Below are 14,558 nucleotides of genomic sequence, written 5' to 3' on the forward strand. Positions count from 1 at the left end.
CACCGGTGAGCCTACTGAGCAGGCACCTCGATGACCGTCGCCGAGCCCATCCCCCCTCCGGCGCACATCGCGGCCACGCCGATGCCTCCACCGCGCCGACGCAATTCGTGGACCATCGTGGTCAGCATGCGCGCCCCGGTGGCAGCCACCGGATGTCCGAGCGAGCAGCCGCTGCCGCTGACGTTGACGATCTCCGGATTGAGGTCGAGCAGCTTGACGGTGGCAACGCACATCGCCGCGAAGGCTTCGTTGATCTCGAACAGGTCCACATCGGACAGTGAAAGCCCGGCCCGACCAAGGGCTTTGGTGATCGCCTCGACCGGGGCCAGCCCGGTCGAGGCCGGGTCCACCCCCACCGAGGCCCATGACTTGATCGTGGCCAGGGCCGGCAGGCCGAGTTTGTCACTGGCGATCGCCAGCAGCGCAGCCGCATCGTTGGCGCCGCACGCATTGCCCGCGGTGATGGAGAATCCCTCGATCTCAGGATGCAGCGGCTTGAGCGCTGCCAGCTTCTCCAAGGTCGTGTCACGGCGCGGATGCTCGTCGGTGTCGAAGAATTCGTCGGGTCCCTCTCCGATTCTCACGGGGACGATCTCTTCCTTGAAACGGCCCTCGTCGATCGCCGCAATGGCCTTGAGGTGTGAGCCCAGCGCCCACTCGTCCATCTCCTCGCGGCTCACCCCGGCCTTCACCGCGGCGTTCCAGCCGACCGTGATCGACATGTCCATGTTCGGTGCGTCCGGCCGGTCCGGATGCGTGGGCGGGAACCAGTTCACCCACTCGGCATCCTTGGCACTGCCGGCCGCGCGGATGAACCGGGGCGAGGTCGAGGCCGAATTGACGCCGCCGGCCAGGATCAGCCGGTCCATCCCGGCGCGAATGCTGGCGGCGGCACTCTGCACAGCCGCCTGACCGGCGGCGCAGTGCCGATTGATGGACGCGCCGGGGACCGTGGTGAGGCCGGCGGTGATGGCGGCATGACGGGCGATGACACCGCCGCCGTAGAGGCCTTCGCCCAGGATCACGTCATCCACTGATGCGCTGAGGCCGGCAGGAAGGTCCTCCGACACCGCCCGCACCACGTGGTCCGCCAGCGCGTAGGCGTCGGTGTCGCGCAGCGTGCCCTTCTTGGCGGTGCCGATGGGGGTACGCAATGCGGACACGATGACAGCTTCAGGCATTGATCTGCTCCCTGGTTCACCCGGTAAGAGAATGCTATTCTCGCAGTCAGAGAGTGTCAGTTGCAAGAAGGGGAACCGTATGCAAATCGCCGGTAGTTCTGCGATCGTCGTCGGCGGTGCCGGCGGCCTGGGTGAAGCGACCGTCCGCCGCCTGCAGGCAGCGGGTGCAAAAGTCGTCGTCGCAGACCTGGCCGACGAGAAGGGCGCCAAGCTGGAGAAAGAGCTGGGTGTGCGCTATGTACCCACCGACGCCACCTCCGAGGCATCGGTGCTCGCAGCCATCGCCGAGGCTGAAGCCCTTGCCCCGCTCCGCATCTCGGTAGACACCCACGGCGGGCCGGCCGCCGGCGGCCGTCTTGTCGGCAAGGACGGGTCCCCGCTGGACCTCGACGGCTTCAAGAAGACCATCGAGTTCTATCTGACCGCGGTGTTCAACGTCATGCGACTGTCGGCCGCAGCGATCGCCAAGACCGAACCGCTGGAGGAAGGCGGCCGCGGCGTCATCGTCAACACCGCATCGATCGCCGGGTACGAAGGCCAGATCGGTCAGCTGCCCTACTCGGCCGCCAAGGGCGGCGTGCTCGGAATGACGCTCGTCGCCGCGCGCGACCTGTCGCCGCTGGGTATCCGGGTCTGCACCATCGCCCCCGGCACCATCAACACCCCGGCCTACGGCAAGGCCGCCGATCAGCTCGAGCAGTACTGGGGCCCGCAGGTGCCGTTCCCCAAGCGCATGGGCCGCTCGACCGAGTACGCCCAGTTGGCGCAGAGCATCATCGAAAACGACTACCTCAACGGCGAAATCATCCGTCTCGATGGGGCATTGCGCTTCCCTCCCAAGTAATACCGCCCCCGTGCTCCGCGAGCGTGCGTGTCTGTTGGCGAAAATGCCGGTGCGGCGCAACGTTTCGTGCACACTCAGGACATGACCGCTATGCACGAAACCTCGGTTCAGCCCGATGAGGGGGCGGCCGGCCTCCGCGGCAAAGTCGCCTTCGTCGCCGGCGCCAGCCGCGGCATCGGGGCGACGATCGCTCGAGCATTGGCTGACGCAGGCGCCGCGGTAGCCGTGGCCGCCCGCTCCGAAGAACCGGGCAAGCTGCCCGGCACCATCGGCTCGGTGGCCGCAGCCATCAATGACGCGGGCGGGCACGCAATGCCAGTCGCCTGCGACGTCACCGACGAGGAATCGGTGAACAAGGCCGTCGGCAAGGCGGTTTCAGAGTTCGGCGGCATCGACATCCTGGTGGCGAACGCCGGTGTGCTGTGGCTCGGCCCGGTAGAGAGCACGCCGCTCAAGCGCTGGCAACTGTGTCTCGACGTCAACCTCACCGGCGTGTTCCTGGTGACCAAGGCCGTCATCCCCGAGGTGCGCAAGCGTGGCGGCGGGTCACTCATCGCGATCACCACCACCGGAGTCGACATGGTCGAGCACGGTGCCAATGCCTACTGGGTGTCCAAGGCCGCCGCCGAACGTCTCTACCTCGGCCTGGCCGCCGACCTGCGCGAGGACAACATCGCGGTCAACTGCCTGAGCCCGTCACGGGTGGTGCTGACCGAAGGCTGGCAGGCCGGGGGCAGCGGGCTGCAGATCCCGCCGGAGATGGTCGAGCCGCCCGAAGCGATAGGACGCGCGGCCGTGCTGCTGGCCGGTCAGGATGCCGGCGGTGTGACCGGCACCGTCCAGCGCTCCGAAGCCCTCACCATCTGATCCACCGCGAGCGTGCGTGGAATGCCGCCCCGACACGGAGTGTCGGGCGGCAGACACGCACGCTCGCGGTGATGGGTGATCAGTTCTTGGCGATCAGCCCGTCCACGATCCGATTGAAATCAGCGGTGCCGAACGATACGTACTCGGCGAGATTAGCGTAATCCAGCGACGCCATCACCTGCTGCTCAAGCTGGATGTTCATCAACCGCTTGGTGGCCTCGACCGCCTGCTTGGGCAGATCGATGAGCTTCTTGGCGCACGCGATCGCCTCGGCAAGCGGATCCTCGACCACATGGTTGGCCAGCCCGAGTTCGAGGGCCCGCTGGGCCTTGATCCGAACCCCGGTCAGCGCAAACTCCTTGGCCTGCAACAACGAAATCTGTGAGCCCCAGACCAGCGGACCACCGTCGGCAGCCACCAGGCCGATCTGCACGTGCGGATCGGCGAAGTGCGCGGTCTCGGCCATGTAGACGACGTCGGACAGCGCGGCCAGGCTGCAGCCCAGCCCGACGGCAGGCCCGTTCACCGCGGCTACCACCGGGATGCGGCAGCGCACCATCCCGATGACCAGGTCGCGGCCGTGCTTGATCGTCTTCTGACGCAAGGCTTCATCGCGCCGCAACTCGTCGAGGTAGTTGAAGTCGCCGCCGGCCGAGAACGCCCGTCCCGCACCGGTGATCACCGCGGCCCGCGCGTCGGCATCCTCGTTCAACGCTTCCCACAACCGAGCCAGTCCGACGTGCAGGTTGTCGTTGACCGCATTCAAGGCATCGGGGCGGTTCAGCGTGATGATGCGCAGGGCACCGTCGGCCTGCACATCGATTTCGTCTGGCATTCCGTACATCTGGCTAAACTCCCAGTCCGAGGATTCGTGACGCGATGATGTTCTTCTGGATCTGCGACGTGCCACCCATGACGCTCTGCGCGCGGCTGTAGAGATAGGCGCTCAGCAGTTCGGGATCCTTGGTTCCGGTCACCGCGAGCGCGGCATGCCCGACCGACTGCTCGACCCACGTCATCAGCAACTTGTCCAGCGAGCCCTCGGGGCCGTGCTTGAGCCCATCGAGCTGTTCGGACAGCCGCCTGCGCACATGCAGGCGCAGCATCTCGGCCTGCACACCGGCCCAGGCGAGGTCTTCGGGGGTCTTACCAGATACGCGAGACGCCATCTCACGCACCAGCTTTCCGTACCGCGCCGAGTATCCGAGGGTCGACGGCTCACGCTCGTGGCTGACCACCGTCATCGCCAGGCGCCAACCATCACCGGGTTCACCGACCATGTGCGAGGCCGGCACCACTGCACCGTCGAACGCCACCTGGCCGAACTCCGTGGTGACACCGTTGATCATCTGCAGCGGCCGCTGCTCGATGCTGTCCTGGTGCATCGACACGATGAACGCCGAGATGCCCTTATGTCGTGCGACATCCTTGTCGGTACGGGCCAGCACCAGGCACCAATCGGCCACGTCTGAGTAGCTGGTCCAGATCTTGTGCCCGTTGATGATGTAGTTGTCGCCGTCACGGGTCGCCGTGGTGGTCAGCGAGGCCAGGTCCGAACCGGCGCCGGGCTCGGAAAAGCCCTGGCACCAACGCTCGGTGCCGTTGATCATGCCGGGCAGGAATCGCTGCTGCAGTTCCTTGCTGCCGTGGTGTCCCAGGCCGACCACCAGGTAGCCGAGGCTGGGCCGCGGCGGGGCTCCGGCCCGGGCAAGCTCCTCGTCGACGATCACATCGTAGACGGGCGGCAGGTCCTGGCCGCCGAACTCCTCGGGCCACGAGGTACCGAAAAACCCTGCGGCATAGAGGGCTTGATGCCACTCCCCCATCCGGGCCCAGTAATCGTCGCCGGACGCCTTGAACGACGCGGCGTTGTCCGCCAGCCAGGTCCGCAGCCGGTCCCGGAAGGCAGCTTCCTCAGCTGAATCACGAAAGTCCAAGATCAGTCACCTCCAAGTCTTCTAGCTTGACGGGCCACAACTCGGTGGCCACCAGAACCCGGCGCAGATACACATGCGCCAGGCACTCCCAGGTGTTTCCGATACCGCCGTGCACCTGAATCGAGGTCTCACACACGGTGCGCGCGGCACGGGCGCAGTAGACCTTGGCGATCTTCCCGGCCCGGACGGCTTCCTCGGCAGGTAGCTCGTCGACGGCCCATGCCGCGTGGCGCAGAACGCTGATCGAGCCCTCGATCAGGGCCAGCCCCTCGGCCAGCAGGTGCGCGACGGCCTGATACGAGCCGATCGTCGAGCCGTACTGCTCACGGACTTTCGCGTAATCGACCGCCAGGGCATGCGCACCACGTGCGGCACCGACCAGGTCGGCGCACGTAGCGGTCAACGCGAGTGCCCGCCACCGCAGAACATCCTCACCCGACAGCTCACCGAGTTCGGCAGGCGACTCGACCACACCCACCGTGCTGCGGGTCAGATCCACACCGGCCGTGGCAGCCTCATCGCTCCCGGTCACCGCCTCCCGATCCAGCCGACGGGCCAGATCGTCGGCAAGCACCGGCCCGAGGAAGGGCACGTCGATCAGACCGCGTCCGAACTCCTCGGCGATGATCGCCACTTCCACGCCGGAGGCACCGTCGGACCGCAGGGTGCGCCACTCGGTTGCGGCGACCGTGCTTTCCAATCGGGCGCGCCGGCCCTCATCCGACAACTCTCCGACCGCATCGGGCCCGAGGTCGTCGGCCAGTTTTGCTGCGGCCTCTCGCAGCTGCTGCTGTTCAGACGTCAGACGAACGTCCATGCCGCTCCTTCAGCACTCGTCGCAATACCTTTCCGGAAGGTAACCGGGGTATCTCGGTTACGAACTCCACGCGGCTGGGCCGCTTGTACGAGGCCAACTGATCGCCGATGAGCGCGATCAATTCCATGGCCGACACCTCGGAACTTGTCGTCACGGCTGCCACGATCGCCTCTCCGTCGGCCGCATCGGCCACTCCGAACACCGCGCAGTCGGTGACAGCCGGATGGCCGTGCAACACCGCCTCGACCTCGGCCGGCGCGACCTGGAAGCCGCGAACCTTGACCATCTCCTTGGATCGGTCGGTGATGTGCAGGTATCCGTCGTCGTCGAGGTAGCCGATGTCGCCGGTGCGGTACCAGCCGTCGCGGAATGCGCCCGCGGTGGCTTCCTTCGGCAGGTATCCGGCCATCACCGAGTCTGACCGCACCTGGATCTCGCCGTCCTCGCCGATGCGGACATGGACCCCGCGCACGGGCGTGCCGACGGTCTCGATGTGGACGGCGTCCAGCGGATTACAGGCGATCACCGGGAGTTCGGTGGTGCCATAGGCGGTCAGCCACCGGACCCCGGCCCGCTCGGTGACGGCATCCGCCACACTGCGGGTCACCGGGGTGGCACACCACATGACGTAGCGCAGCGACGATAGATCGTAGCGTCCCAGATCGGGATGCGCGGCCAGCGCCAAAGCGATTGGTGCCACGGCCATTTCGATCGTAATTCGATCAGATTCGATGTGCCGCAACATGGTGTCGATGTCGAAACGCCGGTGCAACCTCATCCACGCACCGGTGTCGAGCACCATGGCGATGTTGAGCAATCCCAGGATGTGCGACGGGGGCGTCATGATCTGCATGCGATCGGCGGAGGTGAAACCCAGTGCTGTGCGCCAATGGTCGATCGCCGCGGCGAACCCACCATGGGTGTGCCGCACCGCTTTGGGCAGGCCGGTGGTCCCTGAGCTGAAGACGAACAGCGCGTCGCTGTCCGGATCGGGCGGGTCGAACTGCCGCAGGCCCGGGGTGATCGGCTCGTCCAGAGGCAGCATGGGCATCTGTGCGGCGAGCACGTCGTGATCGCCCACCGCATGAGCGGGTCCGGTCAGGGCCAAAACATGGGCCACCTCGGCAGCTTTCCAGGCCGGGCTGATCAGGACGGCCACCGCACCCAAACCCCAGATCGCCCGCAACGCCACGACGAACTCAGGACGGTTGGACGACATCATGGCGACGCGATCACCCGGGCGTACGCCGCGGTGCTCCAGCGCGGTGGCCATCCCGCTGGTGAGCGCATCGATCTCAGCCAGGGTGTACTCACGGTCGTCGAACGCGAGCACGGCGGGGTCAGTCACGATCTATAACCCCTCTCCGGAGAACACTCCTGGGCGTCGAGCACACCGAGAAGATACTATCATTTAGTGAGAATGGTATTCTCTTCATATCAGAACGTATGTGCACAGGGGAGTCACATGACCGCAGAACCGATGGCCGGCAGCGAAGCGAACGGCAAGGTCACGATCGTGTTCGACCGCGAGCAGCTGTCCGTGCCGCGCCGACAGGGAGAGACGCTGCTGGAGAGCGCGCGCCGGGCCGGCATGACACCGCCGTTCTCGTGCGAGGCCGGCAACTGCGGAACCTGCATGGCCAAACTCCTCGAGGGCACCGCCACAATGCGGGTCAACGACGCTCTCGACGACGACGAAGTGGCCGACGGCTACGTACTGACCTGCCAGGCCGTCCCGGACTGCGATTCGGTGACGGTCTCTTACGACGAAGATTGAGCCGCCGCCGGTCAAGAGTGCCGCCGGTTTCTACCGCAGACCTGCAGATTTCGAGCGGTCACGACCTCGGTGCAGAAACCGGTGAGCACTGTCCATACTCGTCGAAGTCAGGGGCCGGCCGGTAGTCAGGCGTGTAGCCGGCGACGTGCACCGGACTACCCACCAACCGGAAATCACCTGCGGTGACCAGCATCTCGGGGGTCGCGTCCAGCGCCTGCGGCAGGCTACGCACGGCGGCTGCCGGGATCCCCAGCGGCTTGAGCCTCGATTCCCACCCCGCCGCGGTGTCGGTCGCCAGCGCGGCAGTCACCACGTCGAGCACTTCTTCTCGCCGGGAAGCCCGCTCGGCCATTGAATCGAACCCCGCTACACCCGCCTCGGTGGCGAACGATTTCCAGAATCCGTCGTGGGTGATGAACAACGCCAGATAGCCATCGGCAGTCGGGAACAGTTGAGCCGGTACGTAGTACGAATGCGCACCGAAGGGGTGGCGGCGCGGTTCCACACCGTCGTTGAGGTACGCCGAGGCGCGGTAGTTCAACTGCGACAGCATGACGTCACGCAACGAGACATCCACCTGACCACCGTTGCCCGAGACGATCATCGCCAGCAGACCCAGCGCCGCCGTCAGCCCTGTCGAGTTGTCCGCTGAGGAGTAACCGGGAAGCGTGGGTGGGCCTTCGGGATCACCGGTCATCGCGGCCACCCCGGTGGCGGCCTGGATGACATAGTCGAACGCCGGGTCGTCTCCCCCGTCGAGCCCGAATCCCGTCATCGCGACGCACACGATCTTCTCGTTGAACTGCCGCAGATTGTCATACGTCAGGCCCAGCCTGCGGATCACCGACGGCTTCATGTTCACCAGCAGCGCGTGGGAATCGGCGACCAGCTCACCGAGTTTCGCCCGACCTGCCTCTGAGGCGAGATCGAGGCAGATGCTGCGCTTGCCCCGGTTGAGGCTGGCGAAATAGCTGTCGCTGACCTGACGGGAGATCTCGCCGCCAGGTGGTTCGACCTTGATCACCTCGGCACCCAGGTCGGCCAACATCATGGTGGCGTACGGGCCGGCCAGCATCACGCCGACCTCGATGATGCGGATGCCGGCGAGAGGAGAATTCATCGGTGCCCTCGGCTCTTCGCGCAAGCGCTCATCGGTGCCCTCGGCTCTTCGCGCAAGCGCTCATCGGTGCCCTCGGCTCTTCGCGCAAGCGCTCATCGCACCGCTTTCGCGAGCTCGGCGATCACCTCACGCGTCCGATACTTCGACGCGATCAGCTCGTCACGGTTCTCCCCGATCGGCAGCAGCCGCACCGACAGATCCGTGACCCCGGCATCGGCGAACTGCTTGAACCGCTTGAGAATTGATTCCTCATCGCCGGCCGCGCACAAATCTCCGACATTGCGGGCCTCACCCCGGTCCAGCAGGCGCTGGTAGTTCGGCGACGTCTCGGCTTCGGCCAGAATGCGGTTGGCCCGCTCCTTGGCCGCCTCGATCTCGGAGTTGGCGCACAGCGTGACCGGGATTCCGGCGACGATGCGCGGCGCGGGCTTGCCCGCTTCGGCCGCAGCCTTGTTGATCTTCGGTGCGATGTGCTCGCCGATCGCCTTCTCGTCGGCCATCCACAGCGAGGTACCGTCGGCGTGCTCGCCGGCGAGCTGCAGCATCACCGGGCCCAGTGCCGATACCAGCACCGGCATCGGAGTGTCGGCCGCGAGCACCGTCGGGTTGTGCACGGTAAACGAATCGTTCTCGACGTCAACGGGGCCGGGCCCGGAGATCGCCTGGTTCAGAACCTGCAGGTAGTCACGCGTGTAGGCAGCCGGCTTCTCGTAGGGCAGGCCCAACATGTCGCGGATGATCCAGTGGTGCGAGGGTCCGACGCCAAGGGCCAACCGGCCCGCGGACATCGCGTGTATCGAAAGCGCTTGGCGGGCCAGCGCAATCGGGTGCTGAGCCTGCAGCGGGACCACTGCGGTTCCGAGTTCGATGCGCGATGTGTTCGCTGCCATCAGCGCCACCATCGTCAGGCAGTCGAAGTCGTTGGGCACCTGCGGCATCCACGCACTATCCAGCCCGGCCGACTCGGCCCACTGGATGTCAGAGATCAACTTGGAGACCTTGCGGGCCATATCGCCACGCTCGGCCCCGATCATCACACCCAGCCTCATGACTCCGAGACCTTTTCCGTCAGCGCACGAACATCGGTCACCAGCGTTTCGAGCGACGTTCCGGTCGGGAACACCGCTGCCGCACCGGCATCCATCAGTTTCTGCACATCGGACTGCGGGATGGTACCGCCGACGACGACGGCAATGTCGCCGGCATCGGCGGCCCGCAGCGCCTCGACAGTTCGGGTGGTCAACGCGACGTGCGCGCCGGACAGGATCGAAAGGCCGACCAGGGCAACGTCTTCCTGCAGTGCGATGGAGACGATGTCCTCGATACGCTGCCGGATGCCCGTATAGATGACTTCGAATCCGGCATCACGCAACGTACGGGCGACGATCTTGGCCCCACGGTCGTGACCATCGAGACCGGGTTTGGCGACAAGTACTCGAGTGGCCATGCTAGAACACCACCGGCTGCTGGAACTCGCCCCACACGGACTTCAAGGTCGACACCATCTCTCCCACTGTGCAATACGCGTTGGCGCAGTCGATCAACCGGTGCATCAGGTTGTCGTCACCTTCGGCTCCCCTCGCCAATGCGGCCAGAGTCTCTTTGACCGCGACGTCGTCGCGCTCCGCCTTGACCTTCGCCAGCCGCTTGAGTTGGAGATCGCGACCCTCGGCGTCGAGCTCGTACGTGTCGATGTCGGGCGCCGGCTCGTCGGTGACGAACCTGTTGACCCCGACGACGGGGCGCTCGCCGGACTCGGTCTCCTGGTGAATCTTGAACGCCTCATCGGCGATCAGGCCCTGCAGGTAGCCGTCTTCGATGCACCGCACCATGCCGCCGTGCTTTTCGAGATCGTCCATGATCTCGATGATCTTGGCCTCGGTGGCGTCGGTGAGCGCCTCGACGAAGTAGGACCCACCGAGCGGATCGGCCACCTTGGTCACGCCGGTCTCGTAGGCCAGGATCTGCTGGGTCCGCAGGGCCAACGTCGCCGATTCCTCACTCGGCAGGGCAAACGGTTCATCCCACGCCGCGGTGAACATCGACTGCACGCCGCCCAGCACCGCCGCCAGCGACTCGTAGGCCACCCGGACCAGGTTGTTCTGTGCCTGCGGCGCGTACAGAGATGCTCCACCCGCCACGCACCCGAACCGGAACATCGAAGCTTTGTCGGTGGTCGCGCCGTAGCGCTCCCGCACGATCGTGGCCCAACGTCGTCTGCCGGCACGGTATTTGGCGATCTCCTCGAAGAAGTCACCGTGGGTGTAGAAGAAGAAGGAGATCTGCGGGGCAAACTTGTCGATCGTCATCCGGCCGCGTTCGACGACGGTGTCGCAGTACGTGACGCCATCGGCGAGCGTGAACGACATCTCCTGCACGGCATTGGCGCCCGCGTCGCGGAAGTGCGCACCGGCCACCGAGATCGCGTTGAACCGGGGTACCTCGGCTGCACAGAACTCGATGGTGTCGGCGATCAGCCGCAGTGACGGCTCGGGCGGCCAGATCCAGGTGCCGCGCGACGCGTATTCCTTGAGGATGTCGTTCTGGATGGTCCCGGTGAGCTTCTCGCGCGGCACGCCCTTCTTCTCGGCGGCGGCGACGTAGAAGGCCAGCAGGATGGCCGCGGTGCCGTTGATGGTGAAGCTGGTGCTGATCTTGTCCAGCGGGATGCTGTCGAAGAGGATCTCGGCGTCGGCCAGAGTGTCGACCGCAACGCCGACTCGTCCGACTTCCTCGCCGTACTCTTCGTCATCGGAGTCGTAGCCGCACTGGGTGGGCAGGTCCAGCGCCACCGACAGGCCGGTCCCACCCTGATCGAGCAGATAGCGGTACCGGCGGTTGGATTCCTCGGCCGTACCGAAGCCCGAATACTGCCGGAAGGTCCAGGTCTTCCCGCGGTAGCCGGAGGCGAAGTTGCCGCGGGTGAAGGGATAGGTCCCGGGGGGAGGCGGCTCGACCGCGCGGTCGCTCGGCCCGTAGACGGGCGCCAGCGGGATGCCGGACGGAGTCTCCACCGGAGGGACGTCTTGCTCGCTCATCAGTGGATAACGTACTTGCTAAAAATGAGAATGCCAATACCGCAGGGTGGAAATGTGGCGCCTGTACTGGACGGGAGTGCTCCGACCTGCACACTGAGGACGGTTGGCGACACAAGCGAACGGGTCTGGTGGACGCCGATTCCTCAGCCGCCGCTCGCGACGATTACGGCACTTGCTAAAAATGAGAATGCCAATACCATTTGAGTACGGTTGACACACGGCGCACGGCGGACGCTGCGCGCGACGAGGAGGACCATGTCCAGCCAGCAAGAGTCATTCACCGATCGCACGCTGGTCGTATCCGGCGGCAGCCGCGGTATCGGGCTGGCGATCGCGCTCGGTGCCGCCCGCCGAGGGGCGAACGTGGTGCTGCTGGCCAAGACCGCAGAACCCCACCCCAAGCTTCCCGGCACTGTGCACACCGCCGTCGCCGAGGTAGAGGCCGCCGGCGGCAAGGGCGTCGCTGTGGTGGGCGATGTGCGTAAGGAAGAGGACGTGGCCCGCGCGGTCGAGACCGCGGTCGAGCACTTCGGTGGCGTCGACATCGTGATCAACAACGCGAGCGCCATCTCCACCGACGCCACCGAGTCGCTGTCGGCCAAGAAGTTCGACCTGATGATGGACATCAACATCCGTGGCACCTTCCTGCTGGCGAAGGCCGCGCTGCCGCATCTGCGGAAGTCGGCCAACCCGCAGGTACTGACACTGGCCCCGCCGATGAACATGAACCCGTACTGGCTGGGCGCACACCCGTCCTACACCCTGTCGAAGTACGGGATGACGCTGCTCTCCCTCGGCTGGGCCGCCGAGTACGCCGACGCCGGAATCGGATTCAGTTGTCTGTGGCCCGAGACCTACATCGCCACCGCCGCGGTGACGAATCTCGCCGATGGCGACAAGATGGCCTCGCAGTCCCGCAACCCCGAGATCATGGCGGATGCGGCCGTGGAGGTCCTGTCCCGCCCGGCCGCCGAGGTGAACGGTCAGACCTTCATCGACTCTGAGGTCCTCACCTCCTCCGGTGTCACCGACCTCTCCCGGTACGGCGGCGGGGATAATCCGATCATCGACATCTTCATCGACGCACCGGGACAAGGCCTATGAGCATTTCGCTACTGCTGGAGATGGCGGTTTCGGGCGGACCGGACCGCACCGCAGTGGTGTCCGACGATCTCCGCCTGACCACCGAGCAACTCAGCACCCTGGCCGACGGCGGGGCCGGAGTCATCGCGGCCTCTGGGTCCTCGCACGTGGCATACGTCGGCACCGGCGGTGCGCTGCTGCCGCTGCTGCTGTTCGCCTCGGCCCGCGCCGCGGTGCCGTTCACCCCGCTGAACTACCGGCTCAGCAAGGACGGCCTGCACGAGTTGATCGACCGCCTGCCCGAGGCATTGGTGGTCGCCGACACCGAATACGCCGATGTGGTGGCCGGGGCAGGCAAGCAGGTCATCACCTCCGAGGAGTTCCTGGCCGCGGCCCACGCCTCCGAGCCTGCGGCAGAGTTCGCCGATCCTGACGCAGTGGCGGTCGTGCTGTTCACCTCGGGTACCACGTCGCGCCCCAAGGCCGTCGAGCTCACCCACAACAACCTCACCAGCTACATCACCGGAACGGTCGAATTCGCCTCGGCCGCAGAAGAAGACGCAGCACTGATCTGCGTCCCGCCGTATCACATCGCCGGGGTCAGCGCAGCCATGTCGAACCTGTACGCGGGCCGAAAAATGGTGTATCTGCGGCACTTCGACGCTGACAAGTGGGTCGAGCTGGTACGCGCCGAGGGCGTCACGTCCGCCACCGTCGTGCCGACCATGCTGGACCGCATCGTGACGGCCCTGGAATCGGCCGGCCTCGAGCTGCCCACGTTGCGCAACCTCGCCTACGGCGGCTCCAAGGTCGCGTTGCCACTGGTCCGCAAGGCGTTGCAGCTGCTGCCGAATGTCGGCTTCGTCAACGCTTACGGATTGACCGAAACCAGTTCCACCATCGCTGTTCTCGGGCCGGACGATCACCGCGAGGCGCTGGCCGCCGAGGATCCCGCCGCTTCCCGGCGGCTCGGCTCGGTGGGCCAGGTGGTGCCCGGTATCGAGGTGCAGATTCGCGCCGACGACGGCACCGTGCTGGGTGCCGGCGAGACCGGTGAACTGTTCGTACGCGGCGAGCAGGTGTCGGGCCGCTACACCGATATCGGATCGGTGCTCGACGCCGAAGGCTGGTTCCCCACCAAGGATGTCGCCATGCTCGACAAAGGCGGTTACCTGTTCATCGGGGGACGATCCGACGACACCATCATCCGCGGCGGAGAGAACATCGCCCCGGCCGAGATCGAGGACGTGCTCGTCGAGCATCCTGAGGTCCGTGATGTGGCCGTCGTCGGCCCCGAGGACCCGCAATGGGGCCAGATCATCGTGGCCGTCGTGGTGCCCGTCGAGGGCACCTCCCCCGATCCGGATGCGCTGCGGGATCATGTCCGCAAGCAACTGCGCGGATCACGCACCCCCGACCGGGTGGTTTTCCGCGATGAACTTCCCACCAACCCGACAGGCAAGGTCCTGCGCCGCCAGCTCGTCGACGAACTCGCACCGATCTCCAAGGAGTCAGCATGATCAAGAACGGCACCCGCCTCCAGAGCCAGGTGTGCGACACCCAGGTCATCGTGGTGCGCAGCGCCGACAGCCTCGACGACCTGCGGGCCGGTGGCGTGGCCATGATCGCCCTCGACGCCGAAAAAGACTCCGGTGCCACGCTCGATCCCGCGTTCTCCGACGGCAACCTGATGGGTAAGCGCTACGTCGACGATGCCGGCGCCGAGGTGCTGGTCACCAAGGCCGGCACCGGCACGCTGTCGGTCGGGTCCACCGCCCTCAGCCTCAAGGAAGCCAAGCCGCTTCCGGCCAGTGACTAGCCACCCGCTCCAGTCAGAGAACACGGCACCTGTGTGGTTGAGGGCCCCGTGACGAACGTGCAGCCTTTAGTGGCG

At 66.0% G+C, this 14,558-nt stretch carries 15 protein-coding genes; 6 read left to right on the forward strand and 9 right to left on the reverse strand.

The window, feature by feature from the left end; genetic code table 11:
* Positions 1-11: 11 nt before the first annotated feature.
* Positions 12-1,181 (reverse strand): thiolase family protein, encoded by a 1,170-nt coding sequence (locus ACZY08_RS25725; RefSeq protein ID WP_463747434.1) that lies wholly within the window; start codon positions 1,179-1,181, stop codon positions 12-14.
* A 79-nt stretch (positions 1,182-1,260) separates the two neighbouring features.
* Between ACZY08_RS25725 and ACZY08_RS25730 the strand changes: the two genes are divergently transcribed.
* Complete coding sequence (locus ACZY08_RS25730) at positions 1,261-2,025, forward strand: SDR family NAD(P)-dependent oxidoreductase (RefSeq protein WP_463747435.1); 765 nt, start codon at positions 1,261-1,263, stop codon at positions 2,023-2,025.
* Between the two features lie 90 nt (positions 2,026-2,115).
* Positions 2,116-2,892, forward strand: a complete 777-nt coding sequence (locus tag ACZY08_RS25735) for an SDR family NAD(P)-dependent oxidoreductase (RefSeq protein ID WP_463747511.1) — start codon at positions 2,116-2,118, stop codon at positions 2,890-2,892.
* A 79-nt stretch (positions 2,893-2,971) separates the two neighbouring features.
* Here ACZY08_RS25735 and ACZY08_RS25740 read toward each other — a convergent pair whose 3' ends face one another.
* From ACZY08_RS25740 to ACZY08_RS25755, 4 genes are read right to left on the reverse strand one after another with little or no spacing between them, the layout of a single operon-like run.
* The gene (locus ACZY08_RS25740; protein ID WP_463747436.1) at positions 2,972-3,736 is read right to left on the reverse strand and encodes an enoyl-CoA hydratase/isomerase family protein; all 765 of its coding nucleotides are present in this window, start codon (positions 3,734-3,736) and stop codon (positions 2,972-2,974) included.
* 4 nt (positions 3,737-3,740) lie between these two features.
* Positions 3,741-4,829 (reverse strand): acyl-CoA dehydrogenase family protein, encoded by a 1,089-nt coding sequence (locus ACZY08_RS25745; protein WP_463747437.1) that lies wholly within the window; start codon positions 4,827-4,829, stop codon positions 3,741-3,743.
* Positions 4,816-5,646, reverse strand: coding sequence for an acyl-CoA dehydrogenase family protein (locus ACZY08_RS25750; RefSeq protein WP_463747438.1), 831 nt, complete (start codon positions 5,644-5,646; stop codon positions 4,816-4,818). Before ACZY08_RS25750 ends, ACZY08_RS25745 begins: the two co-directional genes overlap by 14 nt.
* Positions 5,624-6,994: a class I adenylate-forming enzyme family protein gene (locus ACZY08_RS25755; protein ID WP_463747439.1), complete on the reverse strand. Its 1,371-nt coding sequence runs from the start codon at positions 6,992-6,994 to the stop codon at positions 5,624-5,626. The genes ACZY08_RS25750 and ACZY08_RS25755 overlap by 23 nt, the downstream gene beginning before the upstream one ends.
* A gap of 117 nt (positions 6,995-7,111) precedes the next feature.
* On the opposite strand from ACZY08_RS25755, the gene ACZY08_RS25760 reads away from it, so the two are divergent.
* Positions 7,112-7,423, forward strand: a complete 312-nt coding sequence (locus tag ACZY08_RS25760) for a 2Fe-2S iron-sulfur cluster-binding protein (protein ID WP_463747440.1) — start codon at positions 7,112-7,114, stop codon at positions 7,421-7,423.
* 58 nt (positions 7,424-7,481) lie between these two features.
* Here the strand turns inward: ACZY08_RS25760 and ACZY08_RS25765 are convergent, their stop codons facing one another.
* The 4 genes from ACZY08_RS25765 to ACZY08_RS25780 all read right to left on the reverse strand — a co-directional run bounded on the left by ACZY08_RS25765 (position 7,482) and on the right by ACZY08_RS25780 (position 11,581).
* Positions 7,482-8,543, reverse strand: a complete 1,062-nt coding sequence (locus ACZY08_RS25765; protein WP_463747441.1) for a CaiB/BaiF CoA transferase family protein — start codon at positions 8,541-8,543, stop codon at positions 7,482-7,484.
* A gap of 92 nt (positions 8,544-8,635) precedes the next feature.
* The gene (locus ACZY08_RS25770) at positions 8,636-9,592 is read right to left on the reverse strand and encodes an LLM class F420-dependent oxidoreductase (RefSeq protein ID WP_463747442.1); all 957 of its coding nucleotides are present in this window, start codon (positions 9,590-9,592) and stop codon (positions 8,636-8,638) included.
* A complete protein-coding gene (locus ACZY08_RS25775; protein WP_463747443.1) occupies positions 9,589-9,990 on the reverse strand; it encodes a cobalamin B12-binding domain-containing protein in 402 nt (133 codons plus the stop codon). Before ACZY08_RS25775 ends, ACZY08_RS25770 begins: the two co-directional genes overlap by 4 nt.
* 1 nt (position 9,991) lies before the next feature.
* A complete protein-coding gene (locus tag ACZY08_RS25780; RefSeq protein ID WP_463747444.1) occupies positions 9,992-11,581 on the reverse strand; it encodes a methylmalonyl-CoA mutase family protein in 1,590 nt (529 codons plus the stop codon).
* 255 nt (positions 11,582-11,836) lie between these two features.
* On the opposite strand from ACZY08_RS25780, the gene ACZY08_RS25785 reads away from it, so the two are divergent.
* From ACZY08_RS25785 to ACZY08_RS25795, 3 genes are read left to right on the forward strand one after another with little or no spacing between them, the layout of a single operon-like run.
* Positions 11,837-12,685 (forward strand): SDR family oxidoreductase, encoded by an 849-nt coding sequence (locus ACZY08_RS25785; protein ID WP_463747445.1) that lies wholly within the window; start codon positions 11,837-11,839, stop codon positions 12,683-12,685.
* Positions 12,682-14,184, forward strand: coding sequence for a class I adenylate-forming enzyme family protein (locus ACZY08_RS25790; RefSeq protein ID WP_463747446.1), 1,503 nt, complete (start codon positions 12,682-12,684; stop codon positions 14,182-14,184). The genes ACZY08_RS25785 and ACZY08_RS25790 overlap by 4 nt, the downstream gene beginning before the upstream one ends.
* On the forward strand, positions 14,181-14,483 hold the full coding sequence (locus ACZY08_RS25795; RefSeq protein ID WP_463747447.1) for a hypothetical protein: 303 nt from the start codon (positions 14,181-14,183) through the stop codon (positions 14,481-14,483). The genes ACZY08_RS25790 and ACZY08_RS25795 overlap by 4 nt, the downstream gene beginning before the upstream one ends.
* Positions 14,484-14,558: the final 75 nt, after the last annotated feature.

The sequence above is a fragment of the Mycobacterium sp. IDUB_9 genome (assembly GCF_055419505.1).

What these genes read in the sequence shown, in the direction of transcription:
- ACZY08_RS25770 (WP_463747442.1), bottom strand. Translation starts at nt 9,592, where the DNA reads ATGAGGCTGGGTGTGATGATCGGGGCCGAGCGTGGCGATATGGCCCGC.
- ACZY08_RS25765 (WP_463747441.1), bottom strand. Translation starts at nt 8,543, where the DNA reads ATGAATTCTCCTCTCGCCGGCATCCGCATCATCGAGGTCGGCGTGATG.
- ACZY08_RS25740 (WP_463747436.1), bottom strand. Translation starts at nt 3,736, where the DNA reads ATGTACGGAATGCCAGACGAAATCGATGTGCAGGCCGACGGTGCCCTG.
- ACZY08_RS25725 (WP_463747434.1), bottom strand. Translation starts at nt 1,181, where the DNA reads ATGCCTGAAGCTGTCATCGTGTCCGCATTGCGTACCCCCATCGGCACC.
- ACZY08_RS25760 (WP_463747440.1), top strand. Translation starts at nt 7,112, where the DNA reads ATGACCGCAGAACCGATGGCCGGCAGCGAAGCGAACGGCAAGGTCACG.
- ACZY08_RS25790 (WP_463747446.1), top strand. Translation starts at nt 12,682, where the DNA reads ATGAGCATTTCGCTACTGCTGGAGATGGCGGTTTCGGGCGGACCGGAC.
- ACZY08_RS25785 (WP_463747445.1), top strand. Translation starts at nt 11,837, where the DNA reads ATGTCCAGCCAGCAAGAGTCATTCACCGATCGCACGCTGGTCGTATCC.
- ACZY08_RS25735 (WP_463747511.1), top strand. Translation starts at nt 2,116, where the DNA reads ATGCACGAAACCTCGGTTCAGCCCGATGAGGGGGCGGCCGGCCTCCGC.
- ACZY08_RS25750 (WP_463747438.1), bottom strand. Translation starts at nt 5,646, where the DNA reads ATGGACGTTCGTCTGACGTCTGAACAGCAGCAGCTGCGAGAGGCCGCA.
- ACZY08_RS25795 (WP_463747447.1), top strand. Translation starts at nt 14,181, where the DNA reads ATGATCAAGAACGGCACCCGCCTCCAGAGCCAGGTGTGCGACACCCAG.
- ACZY08_RS25730 (WP_463747435.1), top strand. Translation starts at nt 1,261, where the DNA reads ATGCAAATCGCCGGTAGTTCTGCGATCGTCGTCGGCGGTGCCGGCGGC.
- ACZY08_RS25780 (WP_463747444.1), bottom strand. Translation starts at nt 11,581, where the DNA reads ATGAGCGAGCAAGACGTCCCTCCGGTGGAGACTCCGTCCGGCATCCCG.
- ACZY08_RS25775 (WP_463747443.1), bottom strand. Translation starts at nt 9,990, where the DNA reads ATGGCCACTCGAGTACTTGTCGCCAAACCCGGTCTCGATGGTCACGAC.